Genomic DNA, 23745 nt, shown 5'->3' on the forward strand with positions numbered 1-23745 from the left:
TATTTATGATGAGAACCTGAAATAAATTCAGGTTGACATTTCTTTTTTAATATATATTGCAGGTATTCAATTTTAGTTTAAAGATTTATTAATAAGCTTATACTGCTATAATAATCATAAGAGTATTATGAAATTTAAAGCCTTCAAAAAAAGAAAATTCTGGTTGCGATTTATTGCCTCTGTAATACTTATACCATTATTATTTCTCCTTGTTACGGTGTTATATATCAATACTAAACAGAATAGTATAATTAAAGATCATATAGCTGAACTTAACAAAACCCACAAAGGTTTTATCGATATAGGTGACACGCATTTATCACTCTTTAGTAATTTTCCTAATATTTCTTTTAAAGTAGATGATTTAAAAATAAAGGAAACTAAAAGTGAAAACTCAGCGGTTATTCTGGACGTTAAAGATATTTACGTAGGCTTTAATTTGTGGGATATTTTGGATGGAAATTATACCATAAAATCATTAATTGTAGAGGAAGGATTTTTTGACATTGTAATTCATGAAGATAAAAGTTTAAATCTATTAAACGCATTAAAACCTTTTGATGAAACAGCAAGTGAAGAGCCCATAGATTTTAAACTTAAAAAAGTAAAATTACACAATTTAGATATCCACAAAAAAGATGAAGGTCAAAATACAGACTTGGAAACATTTATTTATGACGCTGATGGTGGTTTCAATATTGATAATGAAATTATTTCAGGACATATTGATACTAAGTTTGAAATGAATTTAATTAGTAACGGCGATACTACCTATATAAAACACAAACATTTCGATCTTCATACAGACATTAGTCTTGATAAAGATACTGGATTGCTTACCATCGAACCTTCTGGAGTTACTATGGAACATGGTGATTTTGAATTAGAAGGAAAAATAGACACCAAAAACGATTTTGATCTCGATCTTATCATAAAAGGAGCGAAGCCTAATTTTGATATGCTTATCGCCTTTGCTCCAGAAGATCTTATACCTGTTTTAGAACGTTATAAAAATGCGGGGAAAATTTATTTTAACGCAGTGGTTCAAGGACCTACGTTGAATCAACAAGTACCTTTTTTTGACGTAAATTTCGGTGTAAGTGAAGCTTTTTTAGAAAACACCAACAAAGGTAAACGAGTTAAAAATATTGGTTTTAAAGGGCATTTTACGAATGGTAAAGAACGAAGTTCTCGTACCACAACATTCTCACTAGAAGATATGACTGCCAAACTTGGAAAAGGAAAAATTCTAGGAAATGTTGTAATCAATAATTTTGATGCACCAGAGATAGATATGCGATTGAATACAGATTTTAATCTTGAATTTATAACTGATTTTTTAAACTTAAGTGACGTAGATATTGCATCTGGAAATGTTTCCTTAAAAATGAATTTTCATGATATTGTGGATATTAATAACCCAGAACTAGCACTCAGTAGGTTGAATCAGGCGTATTATAGTGAGTTAAAAATTGATAGCCTCAGTTTATCTTCCAAAGATCTTCCTGCGCCATTAAAAAAATTGAATGCACATATAGTAATGAATGGTAAAAAAGCAACTATCAATCAATTTGATATGCTTTTAGGTAACTCTGATATTTCAATAACTGGATACTTGTCAGATCTACCTGCAATTGTACATCATACAGATACACTCGTCGATACGCATTTAGATATTAAATCGGACCTATTAGATATTGCTGAACTTACCCGGTTTTCTGCGACAGATAGCATAAAAACAGGTATAGACGAGCAAATTAAAGATTTAACTGCTGGATTTTCATTTAAATCCTCAGCAAAGGCTTTTACCGAAAGTAAATATTTACCGAAAGGTGAGTTCTTTGTAGACAGTCTTAATGCGAAACTAAAGCATTATCCACATAAACTTCATGATTTTCATGTAGATGTATTAATCGATGACAAAGATCTTAAAATCAAAGATTTTACAGGTTTAATTGACGATTCTGATTTTCATTTTAACGGATTGGTACATGATTATGGTTTTTGGATGCAAAAAGAATTGAATGGGGACGTAGATTTAGATATCACTTTAAAGTCGGATGTATTACGTTTGGAAGACATTTTCTCGTATCAAGGTGAAAATTATGTTCCAGAAGAATATAGACATGAAGAATTTAAAAAACTAGAATTGCACGTGAATTCTAGTATGCATTATAAAGCATCAACATTGCATTCTATAGATTTAGAATTAGACAAGCTGAATACCAAAATGCAGCTACATCCATTACGATTTGAACGCTTTACAGGTGATTTTCATTATGAAGATGACCATCTTGTAGTGAAAGATTTTATAGGTAAAATAGGTAGAACTTCTTTTAATATTGGCTTGAACTATTATTTAGGAGATGATGAAGCGATTAAAAAAAGAGACAATTACCTTAGTTTCAAAGCAAATTATATTGATTATGACCAACTGTTTCCTCCTGATAAACCAACAGAAAAAGCAACCATAACTGTAAAATCAAAAACTGCAGATGTTCCAACTCATGCAGATGCTTTTAATTTGTATGAGTTACCATTTACGGATATGAAATTTGATGTTGATGTAGATTATTTTATGTATCAACGGATTCATTTACAAGACATAAAAGCAAAATTACGCACAACACAGAATCATTACATTTATGTAGATACCTTACATATGAATGCGGCTGGAGGTAATTTTGATATGTCTGGTTACTTTAACGGTAGTAATCCAAAGAAAATTTACCTGAAACCGAATATAAAAACTACTAAAATTGATTTGGATAAGTTCTTATTTAAGTTTGAAAATTTTGGGCAAGATCATTTGATATCAGATAATTTAAAAGGACATGTTTCTGCTACAATAGATGGAAAAATTAGAATTTATCCTGATTTAGTGCCAGATTTAGATCAATCTGAAATTCATATGGATGTAAAAGTTTTTAATGGAAAATTGCAGAATTATGAACCTATGAAATTGTTGTCTAGTTATATGGGCGATAAAAACCTGAACAATATTAAATTTGACACCATTCAAAATCATATTGATATAAACAACGGACGCATAACGATTCCTAATATGACGATTGAATCCACATTAGGACATATGGAATTATCTGGAACACAAGATTTGAACAATAATATTGAATATTACCTAAGAATTCCTTGGAAAACTGTTAGGAAAGCTGTTTGGTATAAATTATTTAAGAACAATAAAAATAGTGGTACTAAAGAAGAAGAGGATGAAATTATAGAAGTTGATCCTAATAAGAAAGTAAGATACTTAAATTTAAAATTACACGGAACTGTGGATGATTTTAAAGTGTCCATGAAAAAGAAGCCTAAAAAGAAGTAGTTTTTTACATGATTAAATCTAAAATGATTATTATAATTATTTAAGTGTAATTCTAAATATACAGTGCCACAAATCAAATCTGTAAACTAAATGTTGTTTTAATATTGAATCATTCACTGGATAATCCAATATTAAAAGTGTACTATAATGTTTTGCCTGGAGTTTATCCCGAACGTAATTGAAGGATAACTTCGCTTTGGTAAAAAGAAGAAGTTTTCATTCCAATTTTTATCTTTTTTTGTCAAAAATTTCTTTAAAAACGTAATTGACTAGTCTTTTTTGCTAGAAGCGTAAAAGAGTAGTGGTAAAATGTGTATGAAATGACTTAAAAACATGTTGATAAATATTTTTATAAAATGTCAAATGTATCTCATTAATTGAGATATTCGTATTACATATTTATATTTCATTATACTTAAAATTAATCGCATTAAAGAGGTTTTAGAGGAAAAAGGTATTAAGCAAACTTGGTTATCTGATGAATTAGGTAAAAGTTATAATATGGTTAATTCATATGTACAGAATAGACAACAACTAAGACTAAAGTTATTGTACAAAATTGCTGAAGTTTTGGATGTTTCGGTAAAAAAATCGCTTTTAGGAAAAAGAACTACATAAAATTTATAGAACTTAAATTATTTATGGCTAAAAAAATAGAAAAAAAACTAAATGTAGCATCATTTTTTACAGGCGCAGGTGGTTTAGATATAGGATTTCATGAAGCAGGGTTTAACATTGTTTTTGCTACAGATATTATGAAGCATGCAAAAACAACTTTTAATAAAAATTTTAAGAATATACCTTATATAGAAAAAGACATAAATCTTTTTACGAAAAAAGAGATCTTGGATTTAACTAAAGGGAAACAAATTGATGTTGTAATTGGAGGGCCACCATGTCAGGGGTTTTCAAATATGGGAAACAAAAACTCTGCCGACCCAAGAAACTATTTATTTAAAAGTTATTCTAATGTCATTCAGTGGTTAAATCCAACTAGTTTTATATTTGAAAATGTAAAAGGAATAAGAACAATGTTCGAAGGCCGTTTCTTTGAAAAAGTAGTTAATGACTTTTTGAATATTGGATATAATATTCACTACTCATTACTTGACACCTCTAATTATGGAGTACCACAAAAAAGACAGAGAGTTATTATTTATGGAACAAAAATAGATTCGAAATTTTATTTTCCAACTCATGAAAGTTCTAGTTTTGGTAAATTAAAATCTTATAAGAATGTAGGTAAGGCTATTATGGATCTAGTAGGTAAGGAAAATGACTTTCCGAATCACATTCCTTTAAATCATAGTGAAGTTGTAACTAGGAGATATGAATTAATTCCAGAAGGAGGTAAATTACCCAAACCTGAAGATTTGCCTGAAGATATAAGACGTAAGAACTTTGGAAATACTTATACGAGATTATCTAGGTTTGAATTTTCAAGTACGATAGTTCCCGGGAATAATGCACTTCCGGTACATCCTACATTGAATCGAAGTATGACTCCTCGTGAAGCAGCGAGAATTCAAACGTTCCCAGATTCTTATATTTTTGAAGGAGATAGACGTTCTCAATGCATTCAAGTGGGTAACGCAGTTCCTCCACTTTTTGCAGCTAAATTAGCAGATGTTGTTAAAAACCACATTTTTGGAACAACCAAAATAGGAGAGGAACCAAATGAATCAATTAATGTTGGAACAGATTATTCAATAAAGAAGAAAAGTAAAAAAGGACGAGCTAATTTGAAATTTGCTGATTTATTTGCGGGAGTTGGTGGATTTACTGAAGGGTTTAAAGCTGCTGGATTAGATTGTGTCTTGAGTGTAGATTATAATGAATATGCTGTAGCTGCCCACAGGATGAATCATCCAAATGATGAATGTTGGCACAGTGATTTATCAGATAAAAATGAAATAAGAAAAGTTATCTCTCACTTAAAGAAAAAGAAAGTTGATTTAATTGTTGGTGGACCTCCATGTCAGGGCTTTTCTATTTTTGGAAATAGAAGGTTTGTAAACACAAAAAATCACGATATTAGATCGGATAAAAGAAATAACCTGGTTCATGAATTTGCAGAGATAGTTGTTGGTGTATCTCCTAAATGGTTTATAATGGAAAATGTACCGGGAATTTTATCTGCTCATAAAGGTAAATATGTTGAAGAGGTCACGGCATTTTTTAATAAAAATGGTTATAGAACAGAATCAAAAGTAATTAATGCAGCTGATTATGGAGCACCACAACAAAGAAAGAGATTTATATTAATAGGGACTAAAACCGAATATATTTTCCCTTGGCCGAAGCCAAAGTTTTATTTAAATCCTGAAGATTGGCAATTAGGCTATAGAACCGTAGGACAAGCAATATCTGATATTAGTCATCCTGAAAGTTATGAAAAATATAAAAACCATGTGCCACCTAAACATTCAAAAATAGTTAAAGAAAGATTTAGTTATATAGAGGAAGGAAAAAAAATGGATATTGAAAAAATTCCACAACATTTGCGCATAGGAACTAAAACAGGGAAACCTATTTCAAATTTTAGCCATGTGTTTAAACGATTAGACAGAAACAAGCCTTCTGGAACTATAGTTCCTGGGCATAACGCGTTTCCTGTCCATCCTACTTTAAATAGAACTTTAACTGTTAGAGAAGCTGCAAGATTACAGACTTTTCCAGATAGATATGTTTTTACTGGACCTATAATTAACCAATGTTTACAAGTAGGGAATGCATTTCCGCCTATCGTTGCCCAGATTTTTGCTGAAAGGTTAAGAACAATAATTAATAATAAATGGGAAATTGAAAACACAACTCATCTTGCAAAGTATTCAATGATAAACTAATATAATTTATGTCTATTAACCACCACTTACTTGCTAAAACTACTACGGATAAAATATTATATAATTTTAAATCAGCAGCTTGGTCTTCGGTTAATGGAGCTGGAGTTGATTTTTATAGAATTGGATGTAATAGTAACTTTCCTTCACCAGATGCAGCATTTAAAGATGATACAAATAAATTAACTGTTGCATTTGAATTTAAACCCCCAACCGAAACAAAAAGAGGTATTCTTACAGGACTAGGGCAATCAATTGCCTACTTAAATTCAAGCAATCTCTCATATCTTGTTATTCCTGAATATTTACAGGATTTTAAAATTGGGCAATTCATATCTGATCTTTTTACAACACAGATCAGTACAAAATTACCAGTAGGATTGATCACTTACGATAATGATAATCCCTCAAATGTTAAGTTGATGAATAATGTTTCTTTAGTTAATAGTGTTTCGATTAGTAATACTATAACGAACAATCGATTTTGGGCAAAACATCAAGATTTACCAGTTCCTTTATTCCATCTATTACTTCATTGTTATTATTTGAAAAAGACAGGGCAAATAGAAGAAGATGGTTTTGCATATTGTTGGGATAATTTTTTATTCCCAAGTAATAGTATTAGAAGCCTGAGTTCTCCAGATGTATTTGATTTACATGGTAATGTTATTAAAACTTTAAGTGGAGCTAAGCATATAAAATTCATGGAAAAGAAAATTAATAAGGTAAAAAAGTTATCAGGTAGTGATAAAGTGGTTGCAATTAAGAAACTATACCAAGATGCTGATTCTTCATTTACTAGTGACAATTACTATAATTCTGTTAGGAAAAATTATGTTACTTTTTTGAAACATATTGAAATGATTGATTCTAACGGAGAAATTACAGAGGATGGTTTCAAGTTATATCATTTGGGACTAGTAAATGGTCCTTCGAGCAAACTTTTCTTTGATTATTTTATAAAAACAATATTACTTACTGGTAACCATTTAGATTTAATTTTTGATTTAGATAAACTTTGTAATCAATATAAAGGTTCATACGATTTTAATCAAATTAAGCAAGAAATGTTAAAAGACTATGATTCAAGAGGTATGATTAAAAGCAATCCAAAGAGAATAGCAAATACATCAAGTACCGTTAGTTTTTTGAAGTATGAAGAGATTTTATGGAATTCATTAGGTCTTAAAAGTAATTCAGCTGGAACACCTAATGTTAGTTTCAATTGGAAAAAAATAACAGAGGTCTGCTCTTTACCTGATTTATAATAATTGACCTATAATTTATATTATGTTAAATAGATAATTTTAAAACCTCAATCCTATCATGAAGTATTCTATTTATTAAAACTATTCCATGCAATAATGCCTCCCTGTAAATCGTATATTTTAGTAAAACCAAGTTCTTGTAGTATTCTAGCGGATTTAGCGCTACGGTTTCCGCTTCTACAATACAAATACACAGGCTTATCTTTTTGTAAAGTATTTATATCCGATTTAAAACTATCTGAGAAATAGTTCACATTAATGGCCTTATCTATATGACCAGCAGAAAATTCTTGTGGTGTTCGTATATCAACTAATTGTACAGTTTCTTTATCAAGAACTGCTTTTAACTCATTAGAAGTAATTAAAGTTGCTCCATTAGTTTGTTGAGAGTTACAACCCAACATAATAATACAACCTACTAAAAGAATAATTCTATTTAACATAATAATGTAGTTTACCTGTTTTAACAAAAATAAAAAATATGTGATAAACATTTTGTTTTATACTTTTGACATCCATGCATCCTAGAAACATACATAACACGCACTATAATTTTAAAGAATTATCAAAAGTCAACCCTGATTTAGAAAATTTTATTATTAAAAATCAGCATACAAACGATTTTACTATTGATTTTTCAAATCCAAAAGCTGTGATTGCGCTAAATAAGGCACTGTTACTACATCATTATCAACTACAAAATTGGGAGCTTCCAGAAGGTTTCCTCTGCCCTCCTATTCCGAGTCGCGTTGATTATATTCACCATATTTCCGATTTGCTATCTGATGAAAATCAACCTATTAAAGGCTTAGATATTGGAGTTGGTGCGAATGCAATTTATACCATTTTGGGTGTTCAAGTGTATGGCTGGGAAATGGTTGGTTGTGATATTAATTTAGAAAGTGTAAAAGCTGCACAAAAGAATATCAACTTTACACCTAAACTAGCAGAAAAAGTTACAATTGTACATCAACCTGATAGTGCCAATATTTTTAAGGGAATTATTCAACCCAATGATTATTTCCATTTTACCGTTTGTAATCCTCCATTTTACACTTCTGAAGAAGATGCTGCAAAAAATGCCAAGCAAAAGCTTACGAATTTAGGAAAAGGAGCCTCAGAATTAAATTTTGGTGGTCAACATAGCGAATTGTGGTGTAATGGCGGAGAAGCGTTGTTTTTAAAGCGTATGATCAAACAAAGTGCTGATTTTAAAACACAAGTAGGTTATTATACAAGTTTGGTTTCAAAAAAAGAGAATTTACCTAAAATTGAAAAGCAATTGAAAAAGCTAAAGGCCAACTACACCATAATTCCAATGGAACATGGTAATAAAAAAACACGTTTTATCGCTTGGTCTTTTATTAAACCGTTTGATAAATAAACAGATTACTTCAGCCGTAATTGGCTTCGTAATGACGATATTTATTAGTTTTGTGTCATTGCGAAAAACGTAATAAAATAGTCCCGAGACTTCGGGAGTGGCAATCTGATTAGATTACTTTAAGCGTATTTGGCTTCGTAATGACGTTATGTTATGCGAGGTTCACGTCATTGCGAAAAAAGGAATAAAATAGTCTCGAGACTTCGGGAATGGCAATCTAATCAGATATCCTTAGCATCTAACTCTTTTAATTTCCCTCTGTACTCTATTTTAAATCGATTAGAACTGAATACATTGATTTTAGCCGACATATTCTTATAAATTAAAACACTCACATTATAGGTTTCTGTTAATGCGTTTTTATCTTTAATTTTAAATTTAATTCTGTAATCGCCTCGTTTTGTCTTTGTCATTGAATAATTCTCAGGAACACCGTTAAATTCAATTCCGCCACTATTCGATCTCGAATAAGCCGCTCCCATTTGACGTTCTCCGTAATAAGGTAAGCTTGCATTTACCGAATCTTTCTTAAAAATAAAATATTGATTATGGCCTGTGATATCAATCATGCTAGCTGTGCTGTTATTCGGAAAGAAACCAGCATTTTGCAGACTAATAAGAGAACTTGTAACTAATGGATACGCCCATTGAGAATCTATTTTAAAAGATTTTGTAGTTACTAAATTCTCCACTTTACTTTTCTGTTCAGCAGAAACTACTTTTTCGGATGAAGAACATCCAACAATTAAAAAAATAATCGATATGTATAGAAATGCCGTTCTCATAATTCACTTTTCCTATAAATTTACTCAAAATTCAGCTATAATTTGGTTTAATTTTAGTTAAAACTTTGCTTATTAGAGCATATTACAAAAAAAGAGAGATGATATTCATCTCTCTCATACTAAGTTTTTTATAACAAAATGTTATGGCATCCAGAACGAAGAAATTTGATCATTCCATGATTTTCTCCAAAACCACGTTCCTGAAAGTGTGTAGTGTCTTAAATTGTTTACTCCAAAAAACTGTGAAGTGTGATATTTATTAAATGTTAATCGCTTTCCAGAGTAACAGCTATGCTCATAAAAACTTACTTGTTGAAATGCTGAAGATCTCATGTAAAAAGAACTAATTCTATCATTATTATGACCTAAGTATTGAATTCCGTAAGTTCTTTTATTTAATCCTCTTATGTCTGCTAATTCCCATACATAGTTGATATCTTCAAAGAATCTAATTTCATCATTACCAGGTAAATCAACATTAAAACAACTATTTTTTGAAGCATAATTTTGGCTAGCTGTCTGTGTGCTTTTAAGCTCTTTTTCAGTGTAGGCATCAATTTCATCAGCTGTATCAAAGATTTTCATTGAAATTTCTTTGTGGCTCTCATCTCCTTCTACAGCAGTTACTAAAGTTCCTTCTGGTCCACCCTCTTTACCGAAGACTTCTTTAGCAATTTTTTCATCTCCATAAGCATCTATTACTTCGTCTTTTTCATTATTATACACATAAGTCACTTGAAATTCTTTACCATAATAATTGTATCTGTGAGTTATATTAGAAACTTCACTTTGAAATTTTTTTACTTCAATAACATCAAACGTTTCCTCTAATTCTGTTTCTGTTTCTACAACTTCTGGCTCACTTTGACAACCAATAATTAAAATGCTCAATGCTACAATAATGTAATTATAAAATACTTTCATTTTTTTTGTTTTTGTTAATTTTTTAAGTTGGATTTTTAATAGTTATCGTAAATTCTGGAGGCAAAACTATCATCTGATTAAAGAACTAACACTAGGAAAAACACCTTATTGTAATAGGAAAAAGAAGAGCAATAAAATAGTTATAAAACTAAAGTAATTTTCAACGAAAAATTATAGCGTCCCATAAAAAAAGAGGCTACCAGAGCCTCTTTTAATTTATACAGTTTATATGTTCTTTTTCAAAATTAATTGACTTTCAATACATAATATTGCCAAGGTGCTAAATCCAACGAACTATTTTTTCCTAATCGTATCGTATTTCCCGTGAAATAGTCTGAAAATTCTCCGTCTAAATCAATTGTAAATGATTGATTTTCTTTAGATAAGTTTCCAATAAAAATAACAGCTTCATCAGCTTTTGATCTAGTGAATGCTAATACATTTTCGTTATTACTTTCAACAACTTTGTAATCAGCACTTTCTTTACCTCCATGTAAAGCTTTATTGTTTTGTTTTAACTCAGCTAACTTTTGTAACAAGCTCCACTCCTTCCCTTTTGTCTTTGGAATTGAATCTTTCTCAAAAAACTTCAATCTATGGTTTAAACCATATTCTTGTCCCGAATAAATTAACGGCATTCCTGGAACTAAGTAACTTAAAGTCGTGAATAGCGCTGCACCATCTCCCATTCTCTCTTCAATAGTACCGTTCCAAGAGTTTTCATCATGATTTGTAACAAACGTCATTAAAATATCATCTTTCGCATACCTAGCAGTATCTTTTGCATACGTTTCATTCCAATGAGCAACTTTATGTGCTCCTTTTGCAATATGATTCATAGCGTGGTGACGATCCCAACCATACGCCATATCGAATAAGTTGCCTTCTAATAACCCTGGTTCCCAAGCTTCTGCTAACATGAAAATATCTTTCAATTTTCTTAATTGAGGAACAGCCTCTTGCCAAAATGCTGTAGGTACAGAACCAGCTACATCACAACGGAAACCATCAATATTTTCTTTTGTAATCCAATATGACATATCACTGATCATTTCTTTTCTTAATTCAGGATTATCGTAATTTAAATCAGCAACATCTGTCCAATCCGTTCCTTCAGGATGAATCACTTCTCCTTTATCGTTTTTTGTATAAAAATCTGGATTTGTTTTTAACCAAGTATGATCCCAACCTGTATGATTTGGCACCCAATCTAAGATTACATAAATTCCGTTATCATGAGCTGTTTTAACTAATTTCCTGAAATCTTCAATTGTACCGAACTCTGGATTAATTTTTTTGAAATCAGAAACAGCGTAATAACTCCCTAAATACTTAGCTCTTTCTTCTTCTGGAAATTCAGAAGCGAACTTACTATCTTTTCCTCCAGTTGCTTTACGTTTTGTTTTAGAAATTGGAAATACAGGCATTAACCAAATTATTTTCACTCCTAATTCCTTTAACTGAGGAATATCTTTCGTAAACGCATCAAAAGTTCCTTCTTTTGAATATTGACGAATATTAGCTTCGTAAATAACTGCAGTTTCTAGTATCTCATTTGTTATTGGAGCAATTGCGTTCTTATCTTCAGTTTTCGTCTCAACTTGTGCTGTTGTTTCCTTAGGTTCTTGTTTACAAGAAATCATGGCAGCTACAACCGCCATTGCAAGAAGTTTTTTCATTTGAATTGTTGTTATTGTTTTAGTAAACTTATCGCAAAACCACCTCCTTCGGCAAGTTTAATCGTAAGTTTAGAATCTTTCGTTATTGTTTGTTTTTCTATATCAATTGCAGTTGGATTATCATTCCAATGTGCATCTTTTCCATCTTTATAAATTACTGCATTATACGTTGCTCCCTCATCCAGAAATTTAAAGTCTACTGTAATTTCTCTTAAGTTTTCATCAGTAATACTTCCTACAAACCAGTTTTCTGTAGTTCGCTCTTTACGAGCAATCGTTACAAAATCACCAACTTCACCATTTAAAACTTTAGTCTTTTCCCAATCAACACCAACATCTTTAATAAATTGAAGTGGTTCAGGGTTTGCCTCATAATGTTCAACTAAATCTGCCGCCATTTGCACCGGACTATAAATCACCACATACAAAGCTAATTGTTGTGCTAGCGTAGTATTTACCTGATTTGTTTTTCTGTACTCATCAAACTTGATGTTAAAAATACCAGGAGTGAAATCGATTGGTCCAGCTAACATTCTTGTAAAAGCCACAATTGGCAAATGTTCAGGGGGATTTCCCCCATCTGGTGACCAAGCATTAAACTCTTGTCCACGTAAACCTTCTCTAGAAATTATATTAGGATAAGTTCTTCTTAAACCTGTTGCTTTTATCGGTTCGTGAGCATTTACAGCCACCTGATATTTTGCAGCCTTAATCGCTGCTTCATTGTACTGATTAACCATGTACTGACCGTGATGATATTTTCCTTTTGGAATAATTTTTCCAACATATCCTGATTTAACAGCATGCATTCCATACTTTTTCATTAACGCATATGCCGTATCTTGTTGTTTCTCGTAGGTTTGAGTTGCTGCAGAAGTTTCATGATGCATAATGATTTCTACACCCTTTTCTTTGGCGTATTTAGTCACTTCATCTAAATCATAATCTGGATATGGTGTTACAAAATCGAACACTCCTTCCCTATCTTCAAAACCAATCCATTCTTCCCAACCCGTATTCCAACCTTCTACTAAAACACCTTTAATATTGTTTTTAGCAGAAAAATCGATAAAACGCTTCACATTTTCTGTAGTTGCACCATGCTTTCCGTGAGCTTTTCCAGTATCAGTCCATTTCCCATTAACTTTCTCCATACCGTAATCCCACGAAGATTTTCCTAAATGCATTTCCCACCAAACACCAGTATATTTCATTGGAGTAAACCAAGAGACATCACCTATTTTATTAGGTTCGTTTAAGTTAACTATCAAATTAGATTCTATTAATTCGGGTGCACTTTTAGTAATTTGAATAGTTCTCCAAGGTGTATTAAAAGGAACGGATTGTTTCACTTTATAATCACGATTGTCAGATCCAACTAATATACTTTTTAACGAAAGTTCATTAGCATCTACTCCTAAAGTCATTCCTGAATAATTTAATAAACCAGCTTCATGAAAACTTAAATGCGTTCCATCTGAACCTACCATAGTTACTGGTGTGTTTACTGCTTTATTCGGAATTGAAGTTTGAGCCAAAGCACTATTCACTTTATAATTTTCAGTATCAATTTCTGAAAGTTTCGTCGTACTATATAAATGCTCGTAAATATCCCAATCTCCTGGAATCCAAAATGTTTTATAATCTTCGGTAAGATTGAAATTGGTCTGTTCTTCAGAGATATAAATATCTTTTAGATTATCCTGTTCTGGAAATTCATATCTAAATCCGATTCCATCGTTATAAACTCTAAAAACGATATTTAGTTTTCTTTTTAATTCAGAACTCTCTTCCAATTCAACTTTTAGTTCGTTGTAATTATTCTCAACATTTAACTGTTCTCCCCAAGGCATTTGCCATGTTTCATTGAAAGATCTTGTAGCTGTTTTAATGATGGTAAAATTCTTGTTTAAAGCTTCTTGATCCTTTACATCAAAACCCAATAAAGACGGCTTTACCACTATTTTTCCGTTGAAAGAAACTTCATACAATGGCTGACCAGATTCATTTATGTCAAATTTTACATTCAATTCGGAATTTGGTGAACTAACGCTTTTCTCTAAAACTTCTTTCTGACAGGAAATGAAACCTGTTACGAAACAGATAAGCAGTGCTTTAAATACAAATCTCATTCTCTATTTTTTTTCTAGTAATACAATTGAATATGTAGTCGATAGATTCACTTTTCCATCTTTAACTTCGGCTTCTTTATTTGAATAAGTATCAAGAAGTACATCGCCATCTTTAAATACTGAAGAGACATCGATAATTTTTTCTCCTGTTGGTAATTCTAAACCAATAACAACTTGGTCAGAATAATCTCCTTTTTCAAAAGATCTAGAAAAAACATGAGTAGTTTTAGAAATCATTTTGTGCTTTCCAGCACCAACTGATGGATGATTCTTTCTGAATTTTCCTAATTTTTGCCAGTGTACTAACACTTTTTGCTTTTCTTGCTCATCTCTTAACTCCTGCCAATTCATATTAGAACGTAAAGTAGCATCTCCAATAGTTCCTTCAACAACAAGACTTCTAGCTGATTCATCTCCATAATAAACCTGAGAAGCTCCTGGAGTTAATAACAATACTGTTCCTGTTTTATATGGCGATTCACGTTTCGGGTCAAAAGGTTGTCCGTCATCATGAGACGACAAATAATTCAATATACTGTAATCCTTTAAATTCGTGTTTAAAAGACTATCATAACGTTGAAAAACATCTGCTAAAGCCATTTGTTTTGCATTCCACTTAATCTCAAAATTGATTAAGCTATTAAAACTATTATCGAAATAATTTACTTTTCTATCACCAAAGTCAAATGCCTTACCTGAGCTAATTCCGTAGTTATAAACTTCACCTACTAAATAGAAGTCGTTACTATCTAATACCTTGTCAGCATTATTTTTCTTCCAAACTTCAAATGCATAATCACACTCTTTTCTAAACTCTTGCCAAACAGAATCTTCTGTGTGCTTTACCGTATCCACTCGATAACCATCAATACCAAATTCAGTGATATAATCTGTTAACCATTTCATGATATAAAAACGAGGAGCTCTTGGATGACCAGTTCTTTTAAAGAATTCATCCAATTCTGCCACTTCTTGTTCATATCTTCCTTCAGCTTTCCATTTTTCAACTAATTGAGGTGGTAATTGAACTTCTTCATTACTTTCCGTTTTAATATCTGGTAAATTCTTTACCAATGTACAAGTAACTGTGTTTTCGTAGTTGTCGTATTTACACTGAGGTTCAGTTCTAACCCATTCAGATGGCCAAACAGGATCTTTCTCTGTAACTGGACCTGTATGGTTTATTACGGCATCTAATAATATCCTGATTCCTTTGCTGTGAGCAGCTTCAACAAGATTTTTCAAATCTTCTTTTGTTCCATAATTCGGATCAATAGCTGTCCAATCTTTAGTCCAATATCCGTGAAAACCGTAAGTAACTCCTGTACCTTCATCAGTTCCTCCATGAATTTGCTCAACAATTGGTGTCATCCAAATGGCATTGATTCCTAAATCGGTAAAATAACCTTGATTTATTTTTTCCGTAATTCCTTTTAAATCACCACCTTCAAAACCACGTAACTTTCCAGTTTCCTTAGCTCTGTCAAAATTTATATCGTTAGTTTTATCTCCGTTATTAAATCTATCTGTTAGTAAGAAATATACATTTGCAGCCTCCCAATAAAAAGGGGTTTCTTTCTTTTCTAATACTACTTCCTCTTTTTGACCTTTACAACTTTGTAATAATAAAGCTGTAATGACCAGTAATATGATTCTATTCATACTATAGTTTTATAGTTAATTTAGTTTGTTTGTTTTGTTTCCATACAAACGGAATTCTAAGTTCTTTAGAAGTTGAGTTCCACTTGAAATCAATTGATTTACCTTGAAGTTTAACCTTCTTAGGCTTGTTTGTTACGTTATGAATTATGAATTCGATTTCCTTTGATGAAACCTTGTAATTTTCGCCAACTTTAGAAGTAAACGTGAAATTTAATTTAGTTTTTGAAACCTTTGACTCAAATTCCATTATCTCATAACTTCCTTTTTCTATTGAATTATTCGTAGATCCATCATCATTAAATAGTTTCCTTTCGCTCTTATCAATTGATTCGTGATGATAGTAATGCAATTTGAAATTGTTTAATGAGTATTCATCTGTATTTTGAATTACATCAATCATCGGTATAAAGCTTCCTGCTCTTACAAATGTTGGAATCGAGTTTTCTACAGTTTTTTCCGTTTGAGAAGTCTTATTTGTTACAATTTCGTCTGTATAAAAATTAAACCACGTTGAACTTTTTGGGAAGTGAACTACTACTTCTTTTGCTCCAGAATTTAATATTGGAGTGATTAAAAAATCATTCCCCCATAAATAACTTTTTGAATTCTCAAATAAATCCGTACTTGAATCTTCAAAAAACAAAGGGCGCATCAACGGCTTTCCTTCTGTATGATTTTCGTAAGCTAAATGATAATTATAAGGAAGTAATTGATAACGTAATTCAATAGATTTTTTAGCTAATTCTCTCACACGCTCTGCTCGAAATACAGGTTCGCTAGGAACTTCTTCCTGTGCATGTGGTCGAAAAATTGGCTGAAAAACTCCGTACTGCAACCAACGTGTGTACAATTCATCATCTAAATTATCTCCAGCAAAACCTCCTAAATCAGAATGCATATAACCTAATCCTTGCATTCCCATTTGCAAACTAATTTCAGGTTGACTTTGTAATCCACCCCAAGAACGATTTACATCTCCAGACCAAGGAATTGAACCAAAACGTTGAGAACCAGAATAACCTGCGCGCATTAAAATAAATGGACGTTCATTTGGAAATTCTGTGGCGTAACCTTCATGAATTAATCTTGCCCAATCGTGACCATAAATATTGTGAACTTCATTAGCTGTTCCTTTTGCGTGTAACAGTTTGTGAGGATGAACTTCAGGTTCGCCTAAATCTCCCCATAAACCTTTAACACCTAGATTTAGAATATCTTTATAAATATTCCAAAACCAATCTTTTCCTTTTGGATTGTAAATATCGATTAAACCTGTATTTCCAAAGTAGAAATCAAATGTAAATGGCTTGCCAAGAGTATCTTTTGCTAAAACATCTTTTTGAACTGCTTCATCCCATTTTTTTGATGTTTTTAAAACAAAGGGTTCGGTAATTAAAACGGTTTTTACGCCCTCTTTTTTAAAATCTGAAACCATTTGTTTCATATCTGGAAAAGAGTCTTTATAAACTTCTAAATTCCCCATAGTTCCTTTGATATCTTTTCCAAACCAATATAAATCCAAGATTACAGCATCTACAGGGACTTTATAATCTTTAAATTTTTGAATGGTATTTTTCGTTTCCTTTTCAGAATGATAACCAAATCTACTCGAAAAATTACCCAATGCCCAACGAGGCGGCATTGGTTGTTTACCAGTTAATTTTGTGTAATTGTGTACTAAATCTAACCAAGTATCTCCTACTATAATTTGATAGGTTTTTCTTCCTGAAATGGTTTCGTACGTTAGTGTATTATTTTGTTTACTATCTAAATCCAAATATCCTACAGGAGCATTATCAAAATGAATCATGTATTTCTTTGAAGAGATTACAATTGGCATTGTATAATTCATCAATTTAGAATCATTTTCGTACCCATAATGTGCGCGATTATAGAGAGGTAACCTATTTCCTCTACGATTCATTCCTAAAGCTCTAGCTCCTCCTCCGTATAAAACTTCATCAGAACTAATAGAAAACTCTATTTTTTCTGTTTCATCAGCTACAATATTCTCATTAACCATGTCTAATGGTTCGTGCTTACTTTTAAAATAACCTCTCTTTTCTGATATAATTGGTTTTCCTTTATAAGTATAAGAAACTTGGAATGGTTCAGTTGAGACATTTACAGAAATATCTTTAGTCCCAAAAGAAATCGCATTTCCTACATACCTATAGTTAGTTTTGATTTTTCTTGGATGGAGAATTACAGCATGAGAATCTGTAATTAATTCTTCATCATTCGGAACAAAACTCGTTTGTAGTATTTCAGAATTAAAGAATTCAAAAACATATTTACCATCATTCGTAGTAACCGAAAAAACTCCATTCTCCTCATTATGAGATAGGTATTTTCTTGCTGTGTTTTGACCCTTTACTGATATGGTAAAAACTAACGTTATTAGAAATAGGTAAATACGATTCATGTTGTAGTTAAAATAAATTTTAGGTTATTTTCCTAATAAAAAAGTTAAAGGTTGATCCAATCTTACATTCCAAGAGTTCTCAGAGTGGTCTGCGCCTTCAAAAAATATGTTTTTGGAGTTAGTATCGTTATATCCTTTTGATTCCAAAATTTCATCTACCCTAGAAGCAAACTGAGGATAATGTGAGTCTAAAGTTTTATTCCCATAATCAAAATAGATTTTTTGATCACTTGCTTGAGGAAAATTTAGTTTCATATATTCAAAAATTGCATTTGGATATGGATTATTTCCCATAGGCATAGAACCAATCCAGTGAGTTGAGATACAAGCAGCTCCTCCAAAAACGTGAGGATATTCACTAATTGCATACATGGACATTAATCCTCCCATACTTGAACCCATTACAAATGTGTGTTCTTTATCGGTATGAACAGAATACTTCTTATCGATAACTGGTTTCAATTCGTTTACTAAGAAATTTAGATAATCATCACCACTTAGTTTAAATTCAACAGCCATGGGAACACTTTTTAATTCTGCCTGCTTTTGAGCATCGATAAAATTAAAAGCTTTTGCAGGAAATAAATCTAACCAACGTAAACTACTAATGTTGTGTATTCCTACCACTATAAAATCTTTAACCTTACCTTCTTTTTGAAGTTGAGTGGCCCATTCATCTACTTTCCATTCTTGCTTGTTCCAAGTTGTTTTTGCATCAAATAACATTTGACCATCGTGCATGTAAAGTACATTATACTTTTTATCTTCAGAATAATTTTCAGGTAACCAAACATCAACTGGACGTTGTTTTATATAGTTTGACGGGAAACTCTCTGCTCTTAATAGTTTCCCTGCGAATAGCTCTACAGAAGTAACAGGCACGAACTCTACAGAAGTAGATTTTGTTACTATTGCTTCGCTGTCTCTATTATCTTGAGCTGTTTTATTTTTACAAGAAACGATTAATAAGCTTATACAAATACTGAGTTTTATAAATTTCATAGATTATAATTTAGTTGTAAATAAATAACTTCCTTTATGATTTAAAGTTAGTGTATTTGACCAAGTAATTGTTTCTCCTGTGAAAACATTTTTTAGTGTTTTTCCATCTAATCCGAGTTCTTTAAACCTATTCAACTTTAAATCAAAAGGTTTCTCGTTTTTATTTAAAATATGAACAACGGTTTCATCATCAGAAATCCTTGCTAATAAATATGTATTGTCTTGAGGGACAAAATGCAGCGTTTTTCCTTTATGAATGGCTTTAGAACCTTTTCGGAAATTCAGAAGTTGTGCTGTGAAACGCTGCATGTCCTTTTTACTTTCATCTAAATTTTCTCCTGTAAAAGCATTTACGGTATCTCCTTCCCAACCACCAGGAAAATCTGTTCTAATCAATCCATGGTCACCAGGTTTATCGAAATCATTCATTAAGATTTCAGTTCCATAATACATTTGAAATATTCTTGGTAAAACACCTAAATAACTTAAAGCCATTTTTGTATTTGTGATATCACCCTCTAATTGGGTGAAAATTCGACTCATATCATGATTATCAGGAAAAACCATAATATCTAAAGGCCTTTTGTAATGAAAATCATTTGCTAAAGCGTCATAAACTTCCACTAAACCACTTCCCCAATTTTCATTGTTTTTTAGACCTGCTACTATTTTTTCTTGCATAGCAAAATCCATTGTAGAACGAAGATTCGAGTCGTATCCATCTGAATTTTCTTTACCATCCTGCCAGTAACCAATTAATAGTGGATTGGAAGACCACTCCTCTCCTACTATATTGAAATTTGGATATTCTTTCATAATAGCTCCAGCCCAATCACTCATAAAATCCTTGTCAGGATAAGGATATGTATCTTGACGAATTCCTCCTAATTCAAGAAATTCAATCCACCAAATACTATTTTGAATAAGATACTTAGCCATAAAAGGATTACGCTGATTTAAATCTGGCATTCCCTTTACGAACCAGCCATCTGTCATTTCATTTTTATCATTATTTGATGCGTAGATATCTTGATTAGTCATGCGCCTATGTGACGAACGTTTTACAATATCGCTATTCCAAGTTTCTCTATTTTTTTCATAATGTTCTTGATAATTGACCCAATCTTTAAATGGTAAATCTTTCATCCACCAATGTTCTAAACCACAATGATTTGCTACTTGATCCATAATAAGTTTCATATTATTACTTTCCAATTTTGAGGATAATTCTTTATATTCTTCTAAAGTTCCAAATCTTGGATCAACCTGATAATAATCTGTAATAGCGTAACCATGATAAGATCCACTGGGCATATCATTAGTTAATAACGGACTTGGCCAAACTGCTGTAAACCCTAGATTCTTAATATAATCTACATTAGACGTAATTCCTTCAATATCGCCGCCATGACGAGCATAATTATCTTTTCTATTGATTCCTTTTTCATTTAAATTATCGAAAGAATCATTTTTAGGATTCGCATTTCTAAATCTATCTGGAGTAATTAAATAAATAGCATCCGAACTATCGAAACCAATAAAATCTTCTGCTTTTTTTGCACGTGGCTTTAACTCGTAGGTTTGAGTTAATTTTTCTCCATTACTTCCGTTAAAAATAATATTAAACTTTCCGGGCTTAGCTGATTCCTTGATGATTAAATCTAAAAATAAGTAATTAGGGCTATCAGCTTTGTTTAATTTATCTAATACAATATCTGAATTTGATATTTCCATAGAATACGTTGAAATGCTGGGATGTTTAACCAAAAGTTGAAGCGATGTATTTTTAAAACCTGTCCACCAAAATGGAGGTTCTACCCTTTCTAAATCATGAGCTTCAACTAATGGTTGCTTTATATCTTCGTTTGAAGATTCTTTTGATTTTTCCTTACAAGAACTAATGAAAAGAATTGAAAATAATGTGATGAATACTATTTGTTTTTTCATAATAATAAAATTTAGTCTTGTAAGCTCAAACTATTAAACTGTTATTAGATTGTTAGGTGAAATAGTTACTTTTTCACCATTTACTTTAATATGTAACTCTTTATCTCCATCAACCTCAAAATGAGTTTTACCTTGGTTTACGATTACTTTTAAAACTTGATTTCTGAAGTTTACTTTGAAAGAATACCCTTCCCATTGCTGCGGAATTTGTGGAGTAAAACTTAAGCTTCCGTCTTCAACTCTCATTCCACCAAAACCTTCAACAATACTCATCCAAGTTCCTGCCATTGATGTAATATGAAGGCCTTCTTCAACTTCTTTATTATAATCATCCAAATCTAGACGAGAAGTTCTTAAATAGAAGGTATAAGCTTGTTCCATTCTTCCTAGTTTTGCGGCTTGGATACTGTGTACACAAGGAGACAATGAACTTTCATGAACAGTAAATGGTTCATAGAAATCAAAATGTTTTTCAAGCTCTTCTGTAGAGAAATGATCTTCAAAAAAGTAAAATCCTTGTAAAACATCTGCCTGTTTAATATAAGGTGAACGAAGAATTCGATCCCAACTCCACTTTTGATTAATTGGACGTTGAGACTTATCTAAATTTTCAACAGTAACTAAATCTTTATCTAAGAAACCATCTTGTTGTAAGAAAACACCATGTTTTTCAGAATAAGGGAAAAACATATTATCAGCTACTTTTTTCCAACTAGATAATTCGGCTTCAGAAATGTTTACTTTTTCTACTATTCGTTTAAAATCAGAAGCATACTCATTCTTAACCTTTTCAATATTCTCTAAGGCATAATCAATACACCACTTTGCGATGTAATTAGTATACCAGTTATTGTTTATGTTGTTTTCATATTCATTAGGACCAGTAACACCAAGCATTACATACTTTTGTTTATCTTCAGAAAAATTAACTCTCTGATGCCAAAAACGCGCTATTCCTATTAAAACTTCCAAACCTTTCTCAGGAATGTAGCTGTAATCGTTTGTAAATCGGTAATAATTAAAAATGGCAAAAGCAATAGCTCCATTTCTATGGATTTCTTCGAATGTAATTTCCCATTCATTATGGCATTCTTCTCCATTCATAGTTACCATTGGGTACAATGCCGCTCCATTTGTAAAACCTAGACTTGCTGCATTTTCAATTGCTTTATCAAGTTGGTTATATCTGTAGGTTAAAAGACTTTTTGCAACTTCTTGGTTCTTTGTTGCCATATAAAATGGTAAACAATACGCTTCTGTATCCCAATAAGTACTTCCACCATACTTTTCTCCTGTAAATCCTTTAGGACCTATATTTAAGCGAGCATCTTTACCTAAATAAGTGTGATTCAATTGCATGATATTAAAACGAATACCTTGTTGCGCTTTTACATCACCATCTATCGTAATATCCGCCATTTCCCATATAGTAGCCCAAGCTTCTTTTTGCTGTTCTAAGAGTCTATTGAAACCTAAATCTAATGCAAGTTTTAAGGTGTTTTTTGCAGCAGTAATCAACTGATCAGATTGATGATTTCTATCTACTACATATCCTCCAAACTTATGAATTGTAAAAGTCTCATTAGCTTTTACGTGAGCAGGATAGTAAAATGAAACCTTAGTTTCAGATGTTTCCACCTTTGGACTTATATTTTGAACTTCACTGTTCATTAATAGGGTAGATTCCATAAAAGTACATGTATGAAAATTAGTTTTCATCGTATGTGCTTCTATAAAAGCTTGATTAGCATTTGAAGTAACATTGGTTGTATTCCAAAATTGGTCATCCCAGTTGCTATCTTCATTATGTATTCCACTATCTAAATACGGTTCAAATGTAATTTCAACATCACCTGAAATTGGTGTAACATTATATTCTATTGCCCCAACTTCATCTAAATCAATACTTAAAAAACGTTTCGTTTCTACTTTAACAGTAATATCGTTGACTAAAGTTGCCTTAAAGCTTCTTGACAACCAACCTTCTTTCATGTTTAATTCTCGACGGAAATCAACAACTTTTTTACATGTATGTAAATCTAATTGAATGTCATTTATAAAAACATTAATTCCAATCCAGTTTGGTGCATTTAAAACCTTAGCAAAATATTCAGGATAACCATTTTTCCACCATCCTACTCTTGTTTTATCTGGATAGTAAACTCCAGCAATATAACTTCCTTGAAAAGTTTCTCCAGAATACTTTTCCTCAAAATTTGCGCGTTGTCCCATGGCACCGTTACCGATACTAAATAAACTTTCAGAAGATTTTATTCTACTTTCATTGTATCCTTCTTCGATAATCGACCATTCATTAGGTATTATATAATCTTGGTTCATTTCTCTAGTTTGTT

General features: G+C 31.6%; 15 protein-coding genes. 5 read left to right on the forward strand and 10 right to left on the reverse strand.

The features are described from left to right. Positions 1-127 precede the first annotated feature (127 nt). The 4 genes from ACOSP6_RS11605 to ACOSP6_RS11620 all read left to right on the forward strand — a co-directional run bounded on the left by ACOSP6_RS11605 (position 128) and on the right by ACOSP6_RS11620 (position 7451). Positions 128-3340 (forward strand): AsmA-like C-terminal region-containing protein, encoded by a 3213-nt coding sequence (locus ACOSP6_RS11605; RefSeq protein WP_422092626.1) that lies wholly within the window; start codon positions 128-130, stop codon positions 3338-3340. A gap of 420 nt (positions 3341-3760) precedes the next feature. After that, complete coding sequence (locus ACOSP6_RS11610) at positions 3761-3958, forward strand: helix-turn-helix domain-containing protein (protein WP_422092684.1); 198 nt, start codon at positions 3761-3763, stop codon at positions 3956-3958. Between the two features lie 23 nt (positions 3959-3981). Next, complete coding sequence (locus tag ACOSP6_RS11615) at positions 3982-6186, forward strand: DNA cytosine methyltransferase (protein WP_422092627.1); 2205 nt, start codon at positions 3982-3984, stop codon at positions 6184-6186. 8 nt (positions 6187-6194) lie between these two features. After that, on the forward strand, positions 6195-7451 hold the full coding sequence (locus ACOSP6_RS11620; protein ID WP_422092628.1) for a hypothetical protein: 1257 nt from the start codon (positions 6195-6197) through the stop codon (positions 7449-7451). Between the two features lie 68 nt (positions 7452-7519). On the opposite strand, the gene ACOSP6_RS11625 is transcribed toward ACOSP6_RS11620, so the two are convergent. Further along, on the reverse strand, positions 7520-7894 hold the full coding sequence (locus tag ACOSP6_RS11625) for a rhodanese-like domain-containing protein (RefSeq protein WP_422092629.1): 375 nt from the start codon (positions 7892-7894) through the stop codon (positions 7520-7522). A gap of 74 nt (positions 7895-7968) precedes the next feature. Between ACOSP6_RS11625 and rlmF the strand changes: the two genes are divergently transcribed. Beyond that, positions 7969-8835 carry a 23S rRNA (adenine(1618)-N(6))-methyltransferase RlmF gene (gene rlmF, locus ACOSP6_RS11630; protein WP_422092630.1) on the forward strand — a complete coding sequence of 289 codons (867 nt, stop codon included), beginning with the start codon at positions 7969-7971 and terminating at the stop codon, positions 8833-8835. Between the two features lie 221 nt (positions 8836-9056). Here the strand turns inward: rlmF and ACOSP6_RS11635 are convergent, their stop codons facing one another. From ACOSP6_RS11635 to ACOSP6_RS11675, 9 genes are all read right to left on the reverse strand, one after another. Beyond that, positions 9057-9620, reverse strand: coding sequence for a DUF4251 domain-containing protein (locus ACOSP6_RS11635; protein WP_422092631.1), 564 nt, complete (start codon positions 9618-9620; stop codon positions 9057-9059). 141 nt (positions 9621-9761) lie between these two features. Further along, positions 9762-10544: a hypothetical protein gene (locus ACOSP6_RS11640; protein WP_422092632.1), complete on the reverse strand. Its 783-nt coding sequence runs from the start codon at positions 10542-10544 to the stop codon at positions 9762-9764. Positions 10545-10789: 245 nt separating this feature from the next. Next, complete coding sequence (locus ACOSP6_RS11645) at positions 10790-12223, reverse strand: alpha-amylase family glycosyl hydrolase (protein WP_422092633.1); 1434 nt, start codon at positions 12221-12223, stop codon at positions 10790-10792. Between the two features lie 11 nt (positions 12224-12234). Then, on the reverse strand, positions 12235-14355 hold the full coding sequence (locus ACOSP6_RS11650; protein WP_422092634.1) for a glycoside hydrolase family 97 protein: 2121 nt from the start codon (positions 14353-14355) through the stop codon (positions 12235-12237). A 3-nt stretch (positions 14356-14358) separates the two neighbouring features. Then, positions 14359-16017, reverse strand: a complete 1659-nt coding sequence (locus ACOSP6_RS11655) for an alpha-amylase family glycosyl hydrolase (protein WP_422092635.1) — start codon at positions 16015-16017, stop codon at positions 14359-14361. Position 16018: 1 nt separating this feature from the next. Next, positions 16019-18442, reverse strand: coding sequence for a TIM-barrel domain-containing protein (locus ACOSP6_RS11660; protein WP_422092636.1), 2424 nt, complete (start codon positions 18440-18442; stop codon positions 16019-16021). A 24-nt stretch (positions 18443-18466) separates the two neighbouring features. Then, the gene (locus tag ACOSP6_RS11665) at positions 18467-19444 is read right to left on the reverse strand and encodes an alpha/beta hydrolase (protein WP_422092637.1); all 978 of its coding nucleotides are present in this window, start codon (positions 19442-19444) and stop codon (positions 18467-18469) included. A 3-nt stretch (positions 19445-19447) separates the two neighbouring features. After that, a complete protein-coding gene (locus ACOSP6_RS11670) occupies positions 19448-21391 on the reverse strand; it encodes a glycoside hydrolase family 13 protein (protein WP_422092638.1) in 1944 nt (647 codons plus the stop codon). A 33-nt stretch (positions 21392-21424) separates the two neighbouring features. Continuing rightward, a complete protein-coding gene (locus ACOSP6_RS11675; protein WP_422092639.1) occupies positions 21425-23731 on the reverse strand; it encodes a glycoside hydrolase family 65 protein in 2307 nt (768 codons plus the stop codon). Between the last annotated feature and the right edge of the window lie 14 nt (positions 23732-23745).

It is taken from the genome of Tenacibaculum sp. MEBiC06402 (genome assembly GCF_049239625.1).
Classification (GTDB): Bacteria; Bacteroidota; Bacteroidia; order Flavobacteriales; family Flavobacteriaceae; genus Polaribacter.

Coding starts and splice junctions, on each gene's coding strand:
- ACOSP6_RS11670 (WP_422092638.1), bottom strand. CDS start 21,391: ATGAAAAAACAAATAGTATTCATCACATTATTTTCAATTCTTTTCATT.
- ACOSP6_RS11665 (WP_422092637.1), bottom strand. CDS start 19,444: ATGAAATTTATAAAACTCAGTATTTGTATAAGCTTATTAATCGTTTCT.
- ACOSP6_RS11615 (WP_422092627.1), top strand. CDS start 3,982: ATGGCTAAAAAAATAGAAAAAAAACTAAATGTAGCATCATTTTTTACA.
- ACOSP6_RS11640 (WP_422092632.1), bottom strand. CDS start 10,544: ATGAAAGTATTTTATAATTACATTATTGTAGCATTGAGCATTTTAATT.
- ACOSP6_RS11660 (WP_422092636.1), bottom strand. CDS start 18,442: ATGAATCGTATTTACCTATTTCTAATAACGTTAGTTTTTACCATATCA.
- ACOSP6_RS11650 (WP_422092634.1), bottom strand. CDS start 14,355: ATGAGATTTGTATTTAAAGCACTGCTTATCTGTTTCGTAACAGGTTTC.
- rlmF (WP_422092630.1), top strand. CDS start 7,969: ATGCATCCTAGAAACATACATAACACGCACTATAATTTTAAAGAATTA.
- ACOSP6_RS11635 (WP_422092631.1), bottom strand. CDS start 9,620: ATGAGAACGGCATTTCTATACATATCGATTATTTTTTTAATTGTTGGA.
- ACOSP6_RS11625 (WP_422092629.1), bottom strand. CDS start 7,894: ATGTTAAATAGAATTATTCTTTTAGTAGGTTGTATTATTATGTTGGGT.
- ACOSP6_RS11655 (WP_422092635.1), bottom strand. CDS start 16,017: ATGAATAGAATCATATTACTGGTCATTACAGCTTTATTATTACAAAGT.
- ACOSP6_RS11620 (WP_422092628.1), top strand. CDS start 6,195: ATGTCTATTAACCACCACTTACTTGCTAAAACTACTACGGATAAAATA.
- ACOSP6_RS11675 (WP_422092639.1), bottom strand. CDS start 23,731: ATGAACCAAGATTATATAATACCTAATGAATGGTCGATTATCGAAGAA.
- ACOSP6_RS11605 (WP_422092626.1), top strand. CDS start 128: ATGAAATTTAAAGCCTTCAAAAAAAGAAAATTCTGGTTGCGATTTATT.
- ACOSP6_RS11645 (WP_422092633.1), bottom strand. CDS start 12,223: ATGAAAAAACTTCTTGCAATGGCGGTTGTAGCTGCCATGATTTCTTGT.